The sequence below is a fragment of the Thermoanaerobaculia bacterium genome (assembly GCA_018057705.1).
Lineage (GTDB): Bacteria > Acidobacteriota > Thermoanaerobaculia > Multivoradales > JAGPDF01 > JAGPDF01.
This window is the reverse complement of the sequence record JAGPDF010000057.1, coordinates 22,427-28,866: the sequence shown is the minus strand read 5'-3', so window position 1 is coordinate 28,866 and position 6,440 is coordinate 22,427. Positions and strand designations below refer to the sequence as shown.

The following is a 6,440-nucleotide window of genomic DNA, read 5'->3' as shown; positions in this document are numbered from 1 at the left end:
TTCCGGGTCGTGCGAATGGAGCCGGCACTCGGAATTGAACCGAGGACCTACCGCTTACAAGGCGGTTGCTCTACCCCTGAGCTATGCCGGCAAGGTTTTGCGACCCTCCCGGCGGATCCTCCGAACCGATCCACTTTTCTGGCCGGACCGCTCGCGGAGTCTAGTGGTTTTAAGGCCCTTCTGACAAGCCGCGCGGTGGTCGGAGGGCCGCTCCGAGCTTCCGCGAATCGCCGGAGCTCCGTCGATTTGCGACAGGTCCGTGCAGCGCCGGGTGTTTCAGCGCCCTTTCTTGCCGGTCGTGCGCTGACGGACCGCGTCGTAGAGCACGGCCGCAGCGGCCGTCGCGAGGTTGAGCGAGCTGACGTGGCCCTGCATCGGCAGGCCGATGAGGCGGTCGCAGCGCTCCTGGGTCAGCTGGCGCAGGCCGTCCTCTTCGCCGCCGACGCAGAGCACTACCGGGCCGGTGAGATCGACGCTCCACGGCACCTCGCCGCCGGCCGCCAGGCCGTAGATCCAGTAGCCCTCCTTCTTCAACTGCTCGAGGCGCTGCGCGGAGCTGCCGATGCGCTCGACCGTGAGCCACTCCGAAGCCCCGGCGGACGTCTTGACCGCCGTTGCCGAGAGCGGCGCCGAACCGCGGTCGCGAACCAGCACCCGGCCGACGCCTGCCCCTTCGCAGACGCGCAGCAGCGCACCGAGATTGCGCGGATCCTGGATGTCCTCGGCGAGGACGACGAAGCTCGCGTCACCGCGTTCGGCGCCGGCGCCGGGACTGCCTCCGGTTGTGGTCCCCGCCGACGCCATCCCCCCTGGCTGATGCGCGAGCTCGGCTGCGAAGCCGTTGTGCACCGCGCCGCCGAGCCAGACCGGATCGGAGGGCGCCGCGCTCGCGAACTCGACGCCGGCCGCCGTGCAGAGCTTCTCCACCTCACGGCGGCGGGTCCCCTGGCGGGCGGCGAGGATCCAGACCCGGCGCACCTCGTGCGCCCGGTGCAGCAGCGCCTCGTGCACCGGATGAAATCCGAAGATGCGCGTGGTGGCGGCCATTCTCAGGCTTCCACCGACGTCAGCAACACCACCGCGAAGGCCGCCATCCCTTCGCCGCGCCCGATCGCGCCCAGACCTTCGTTCGTCGTCGCCTTCAATCCCACGGCGTTCTCCTCGGTGCCCAGGACGCGGGCGATGCGTTCGATGATCTTCTCGCGGTACGGCGCCAGCTTCGGCGCTTCGGCGACCAGCGTCAGGTCGCAGTTGACGACCCTGAGTCCCTTCTCCCGCACCAGCGCCACGATGCGCTCGAGCAGATCGACGCTCGAGGCGCCGCGCCAGCGCTCCTCTCCCGGCGGAAAATGCCGCCCGAGATCGCCGAGGCTCGCGGCGCCGAGCAGCGCGTCGCCCAGGGCGTGCAGCAGCACGTCGGCGTCGCTGTGCCCGTCGAGCCCGAGATCGAACGGGATCTCCTCCCCGCCGAGCATGAGCTTTCTTCCCGGAACCAGGCGATGGATGTCGTAACCCTGCCCGATGCGCAGCTTCACCGCCCGGCTCCCGACGAGTCCGGCAGAGCGCCGAAGCCTTCGAGGAGCGCGCGCACCAGCGGCAGGTCGGCTGGAGTCGTGAGCTTCGGATTGGGCGCCACGGCCTCGACGGCGAGGACTCGCATGCCCGGGAAACGCTCCACCAGCGAGGCCTCGTCGGTGGCGGTGAAGCCGACCGCGAGGGCGGCCTCGATGGCGCGCTCGAGGAGCTCGCGGCGGAACACCTGCGGCGTCTCGGCGCGAAAAACCCGACTGCGATCGACGGTTCCCACGATCACCCCTTGTTCGACAAGTTTGAGCGTGTCGGAAGCGCCCCGGCCGAGCACTGCCCCATCCGCCGACAACGCCGCCTGACAGACGGCCAGGAGATCCGCGGCGGCGAGCGCCGGGCGCGCGCCATCGTGGACCAGCACCAGGTCGCGACCCTCCGCCGGCGACGCGGCGAGCGCCGCCGTGACCGATTCCTGCCGGCTGTCCCCGCCGGCAACGGTGCAGATCCGGGGATCGGCGAGCCAGTCGGGCGGCGCCACGGCGACATCACTGGGCAGGGCGACGGTCACCGAGTCGACGCCGGCGGCGAGCAGCCGTTCGACCGTCCAGGCGAGGAGCGGCCGGCCGGCGATCGATTCGAACTGCTTGGAGAGTGTGCCGCCAAAACGAAGCCCGCGTCCCGCCGCGGGAACCACGGCGTGCACGCGGGCGGCTGGTACGAGGCGGGTGTGCAGCGTGCTGCCGGACCGGTCCATATCGAGCCCCGGACCGTCCGCCTCAGACCGTCATGATGTCTTTTTCCTTGTGCTCGAGGACCTTCGCGACCTCGTCGATCTCGCGGTCGTGGAGCTTCTGGATCTCTTCCAGGGCACGGCGTTCGTCGTCCTGCCCGAGCTCGTGCTCCTTCTCGAGCTTCTTCAGCTTGTCGTTCGCCTCGCGCCGCGCCGCGCGGATGCCGGTGCGGGCGTGCTCGGCGATCTCGTGCGCCTTCTTGACGAGCTCCTTGCGGCGCTCCTCGGTCGGCTGCGGAATCGGGATCCGCACGGTCTTGCCGTCGCTCATCGGATTGAGCCCCAAGTCCGACTTCTGCAGCGCCCGTTCGATCGCCGGGATCTGCTTGGCGTCCCAGGGCTGCGCCATCAGCATCGTCGCGTCGACCACGGTCAGCGTGGCGACCTGCTTCAATGGCGTCGGCGTGCCAAAGTAGTCGACGGTCACCCCGTCGAGGAGCCCGAGCGTCGCACGGCCCGTCCGCAGCCGCTTGAGCTCGGCATGCATGTGCTCGACCGCCAGCTTCATCTTCGTTTCGGCTTCCTGGTGAATCGCCTTCATCCGATCCTCCTCGTGCGCTCGCGGGGCACCTGGTTCACCGCGGATCCCCGTGGTTTTGGGCCCCGGGGTCGATCATCCCCGGCAACGCCGCCAGAGTCAATTCGCGCGCTCGCCGGTCGCCGTCTTGTGGACGATCGAGCCGACGCGCTCGCCACAAACCACGCGACGGATGTTGCCTTCGTGGGTGAGATTGAAGATACCGATCGGCACTCCGTTGTCGCGGCAGAGGCTGATCGCCGCGGCATCCATGAACCGCAGATCGCGCTCCAGCACCTGCTGGTAGGTCACCTCGGAGAGGAGCTTCGCCGCCGGATCGAGGCGCGGATCGGCGGTGTAGACGCCGTCGACGCGCGTCCCCTTGAGCAGGATGTCGGCGTGGATCTCGTTGGCGCGCAGCGCCGCCGCCGAATCGGTGGTGAAGAACGGATTCCCGGTGCCACCGGCGAAGATCACCGCACGCCCCTTTTCGAGGTGCCGTATCGCCCGCCGCCGGATGAACGGCTCGGCCACCGAGCGAATCTCGATCGCAGTCTGCACGCGGGTCGGGACGGAGCACTTCTCGAGCGCGTCCTGGAGCGCCAGGGCGTTGATCACCGTGGCGAGCATCCCCATGTTGTCGCCGGTCACCCGGTCGATGCCCTGCTGCGAGGCCGCCACGCCACGGATGATGTTGCCGCCACCGATCACGATCGCGAGCTCGACGCCGAGGCGATGGACCTCGGCGATCTCGTTGGCGATCCCCGAGACCACCCCGGCGTCGATGCCGAAGCTCTGCGTGCCCATGAGGGCCTCTCCGGAGAGCTTGAGCAGAACCCGCTTGTACGCTGGACGCGATCCAGGAGAGTCGGCCATGACGCGGGGTCAGCCCTGCGTCATGCCGGCGACTTCGGCGGCGAAGTCCTTCTCGACCTTCTCGATACCCTCGCCGAGCTTGAAGCGGGCGAAACGCCGGACCTTGATGTTCTCGCCGATCTTCGCGACCTTGGCGGTGATCATCTGGCCGATCGTGGTGTCGGTGTCCTTGACGAACGGCTGCTCGAGGAGCACCGCCTCGGCGTAGAACTTCTCCATCTTGCCCTCGACGATCTTCTCGACGACGGCCGGCGGCTTCCCGGATTCGAGCGCCTGATCGCGGTAGATGGCCTTCTCACGGTCGAGGATCTCGGCGGTCACCTCGGCGCGCTCGACATAGCGCGGCTCGGCCGCTGCGATGTGCATCGCGATGTCGCGCACGAGCTCCTGGAACTCGTCGGTGCGCGCCACGAAGTCGGTCTCGCAGTTGACCTCGATCAGCACGCCGATCTTGCCGCCGGCGTGGATGTAGGAGGAGACGAGCCCCTCCGCGGCGACGCGGCCGGAGCGCTTCGCGGCCGCCGCGAGACCCTTCTTGCGCAGCGTGTCCACGGCCTGCTCGAAGTTGCCGCCGGTCTCCGCCAGCGCGTTCTTGCAGTCCATCATCCCCGCGCCGGTGCGCTCGCGGAGCTCTTTGACCATCTGGGCCGTAATCTGCATGTCGATTCTCTCTTTTCTCGCCGGCGGGCAAGACAAAGGGTCAGGCGATCGGCGAGTCCTCTGCCATCGACTGACCCTTGAGTTCGGGCAATACGCCTGTCGCCCGCCGAGCCGTTATTGATTTGTCCTGCTTGCGTCGATCGGTGCCGGCGTCAGGCTACCGGAGCTGCCAGGTCGCCATCCTTGGCGGACATCCCGACTCCGGGGACCTCTGGAGCGTCCTTGGCCTCGACCATCATCTCCTGCTGCAGGGCGTTCGCCCCGGCCATGTAGGAATCGGCGATACGGGAGAGGAAGAGCCGGATGGTGCGGATCGCGTCGTCGTTGCCCGGAATGACGTAGTCGATGAGCTCCGGATCGCAGTTCGTGTCGACGATGCCGATGACCGGGATGCCGAGCTTGTTGGCTTCCGCGACTGCGATCGCTTCCTTCTTGGGATCGACCACGAAGATCGCATCCGGAAGGGCTTCGAGATCGCGCACGCCCTCGAGGTTGCGGTTCATCCGCTCGCGCTCGCGGTCGAACCGCAGGCGCTCCTTCTTGGTGGTGACGCCGCCCTCTTCGGCCAGCCGGGCCTCGATCTCGAGCAGACGATCGACCGACTGGCGGATGGTGACGAAGTTGGTCAACGTGCCACCCAGCCAGCGGTGGGTCACGAAGTACTGACCGCAACGTCGCGCCTCTTCGGCGACCGCGTCCTGGGCCTGGCGCTTGGTGCCGACGAACAGCAGCCGGCGACCCTCCTGCCCGAGCCGGTAGACGAACTCGGCCGCCTCGCGGAACTGCTTCAGGGTCTTCGCCAGATCGATGATGTAGATCCCGTTGCGCTTGCCGAAGATGTAAGGCTTCATCTTCGGGTTCCAACGCCGGGTCTGGTGGCCGAAGTGGACCCCCGCCTCGAGCAGCTCTTGCATCGAAATTTCGACCACGAATCTCTCTCCTTAGATCTGTCTGAAAACCAGGCTGAACGTCATCTGATGCAATGCCGCGCTCAGCTGATCAACGCTTGCTGAACTGGAAGCGCGCACGAGCGCCCTTCTGACCGTACTTCTTGCGTTCCTTCTTGCGGGGATCGCGGGTCAGGAGGCCGGCGCTCTTCAGCCGGTCGCGCAGCGCGATGTCGAACACGAGGAGGGCGCGGCTGATGCCATGCCGGATCGCACCCGCCTGGCCGGAGTTGCCGCCGCCTTCGACGGTGACGAAGATGTCGAACTTCTCCCCCGTCTCGGTCAGGACGAGCGGCTGCTGCACGACCATCCGCAACACCGGGTTGGGAAAGTAGCCGTCGAGGGTGCGGCCGTTGACTTCCAGTCCACCGGCGCCGGGGCGCATGAAGACACGGGCGGTCGAGGTCTTGCGGCGGCCGGTACCGTAGTACTGGGTGGGCTGGACCGGCTGGGTGGATGGGGTGGGTTGCACCTGGTTCACTTGTTCACTCCTCCTACATCTTTACCGAAGCAAGGTCGAACGCCGACGGCTTCTGCGCCTGGTGCGGATGCTCCGCGCCGGCGTAGACCTTCAGCTTCTTCCGGATCTTGCGCCCGAGTTTGGTCTTGGGAAGCATGCCGAACACCGCCGACTCGACGATCCGCGTCGGATGCTTGGCGCGGACTTCGAAGGCCTTGGGGGACTTCAAGCTGCCGGGCTGCGTCGTCGTATGACGGTAGTAGACCTTGGTCTCTTCCTTGGTGCCCGAGAGGTGGACCTTCTCGGCATTCAGAACGATGACGAAATCGCCGCAGTCGACGTGCGGGGCCCAGAACGGCTTCCCCTTACCCATCAACAACTTGGCGATGGTCGAGGAGAGGCGTCCGACGGGCACGTTGGCGCCGTCGATGACGAACCACTGGCGCTCGATCTCAGCCGGCTTGGGGCTCACAGTACTCTTCATTTCATCTTCTCCAGACGGTTTCTCCAGCGACTAGCGGAGGAATCGGTTCTGCGGGTCTGCTGGGCTGGATCGGATCCGGCACTTCAGCGCAGAGAGCCTGAAATCATAAAGATCGGCCACTTGGCTGTCAAGCCTGCGGCGGAAGAGACCGACCCGCAGCCTCAGCGCCTCGAGGACGG

9 protein-coding genes and 1 tRNA gene are annotated in these 6,440 nt (G+C 67.1%); all 10 read right to left on the bottom strand.

The features are described 5' to 3' along the window. Positions 1 to 16: 16 nt before the first annotated feature. The 10 genes from KBI44_15630 to rplM all read right to left on the bottom strand — a co-directional run bounded on the left by KBI44_15630 (position 17) and on the right by rplM (position 6,261). Positions 17 to 91, bottom strand: a tRNA-Thr gene (locus KBI44_15630). Between the two features lie 185 nt (positions 92 to 276). Next, positions 277 to 1,047: an RNA methyltransferase gene (locus tag KBI44_15625; GenBank protein MBP9145912.1), complete on the bottom strand. Its 771-nt coding sequence runs from the start codon at positions 1,045 to 1,047 to the stop codon at positions 277 to 279. A gap of 2 nt (positions 1,048 to 1,049) precedes the next feature. Further along, complete coding sequence (locus KBI44_15620; GenBank protein MBP9145911.1) at positions 1,050 to 1,535, bottom strand: 2-C-methyl-D-erythritol 2,4-cyclodiphosphate synthase; 486 nt, start codon at positions 1,533 to 1,535, stop codon at positions 1,050 to 1,052. After that, a complete protein-coding gene (gene ispD / locus KBI44_15615; GenBank protein ID MBP9145910.1) occupies positions 1,532 to 2,281 on the bottom strand; it encodes a 2-C-methyl-D-erythritol 4-phosphate cytidylyltransferase in 750 nt (249 codons plus the stop codon). Before ispD ends, KBI44_15620 begins: the two co-directional genes overlap by 4 nt. A gap of 22 nt (positions 2,282 to 2,303) precedes the next feature. Further along, positions 2,304 to 2,858, bottom strand: a complete 555-nt coding sequence (gene frr, locus KBI44_15610) for a ribosome recycling factor (GenBank protein ID MBP9145909.1) — start codon at positions 2,856 to 2,858, stop codon at positions 2,304 to 2,306. 96 nt (positions 2,859 to 2,954) lie between these two features. Next, entirely contained in the window at positions 2,955 to 3,710 is a 756-nt protein-coding gene (locus tag KBI44_15605; protein ID MBP9145908.1) for a UMP kinase, read from the bottom strand. 9 nt (positions 3,711 to 3,719) lie between these two features. Continuing rightward, complete coding sequence (tsf, locus tag KBI44_15600) at positions 3,720 to 4,370, bottom strand: translation elongation factor Ts (protein ID MBP9145907.1); 651 nt, start codon at positions 4,368 to 4,370, stop codon at positions 3,720 to 3,722. Between the two features lie 152 nt (positions 4,371 to 4,522). Continuing rightward, a complete protein-coding gene (gene rpsB, locus KBI44_15595; GenBank protein MBP9145906.1) occupies positions 4,523 to 5,299 on the bottom strand; it encodes a 30S ribosomal protein S2 in 777 nt (258 codons plus the stop codon). Between the two features lie 70 nt (positions 5,300 to 5,369). Beyond that, complete coding sequence (rpsI, locus tag KBI44_15590) at positions 5,370 to 5,789, bottom strand: 30S ribosomal protein S9 (GenBank protein ID MBP9145905.1); 420 nt, start codon at positions 5,787 to 5,789, stop codon at positions 5,370 to 5,372. 22 nt (positions 5,790 to 5,811) lie between these two features. After that, entirely contained in the window at positions 5,812 to 6,261 is a 450-nt protein-coding gene (gene rplM, locus KBI44_15585; GenBank protein MBP9145904.1) for a 50S ribosomal protein L13, read from the bottom strand. Positions 6,262 to 6,440: the final 179 nt, after the last annotated feature.

What these genes read in the sequence shown, in the direction of transcription:
- tsf (MBP9145907.1), bottom strand. Translation starts at nt 4,370, where the DNA reads ATGCAGATTACGGCCCAGATGGTCAAAGAGCTCCGCGAGCGCACCGGC.
- KBI44_15625 (MBP9145912.1), bottom strand. Translation starts at nt 1,047, where the DNA reads ATGGCCGCCACCACGCGCATCTTCGGATTTCATCCGGTGCACGAGGCG.
- KBI44_15605 (MBP9145908.1), bottom strand. Translation starts at nt 3,710, where the DNA reads ATGGCCGACTCTCCTGGATCGCGTCCAGCGTACAAGCGGGTTCTGCTC.
- ispD (MBP9145910.1), bottom strand. Translation starts at nt 2,281, where the DNA reads ATGGACCGGTCCGGCAGCACGCTGCACACCCGCCTCGTACCAGCCGCC.
- frr (MBP9145909.1), bottom strand. Translation starts at nt 2,858, where the DNA reads ATGAAGGCGATTCACCAGGAAGCCGAAACGAAGATGAAGCTGGCGGTC.
- rplM (MBP9145904.1), bottom strand. Translation starts at nt 6,261, where the DNA reads ATGAAGAGTACTGTGAGCCCCAAGCCGGCTGAGATCGAGCGCCAGTGG.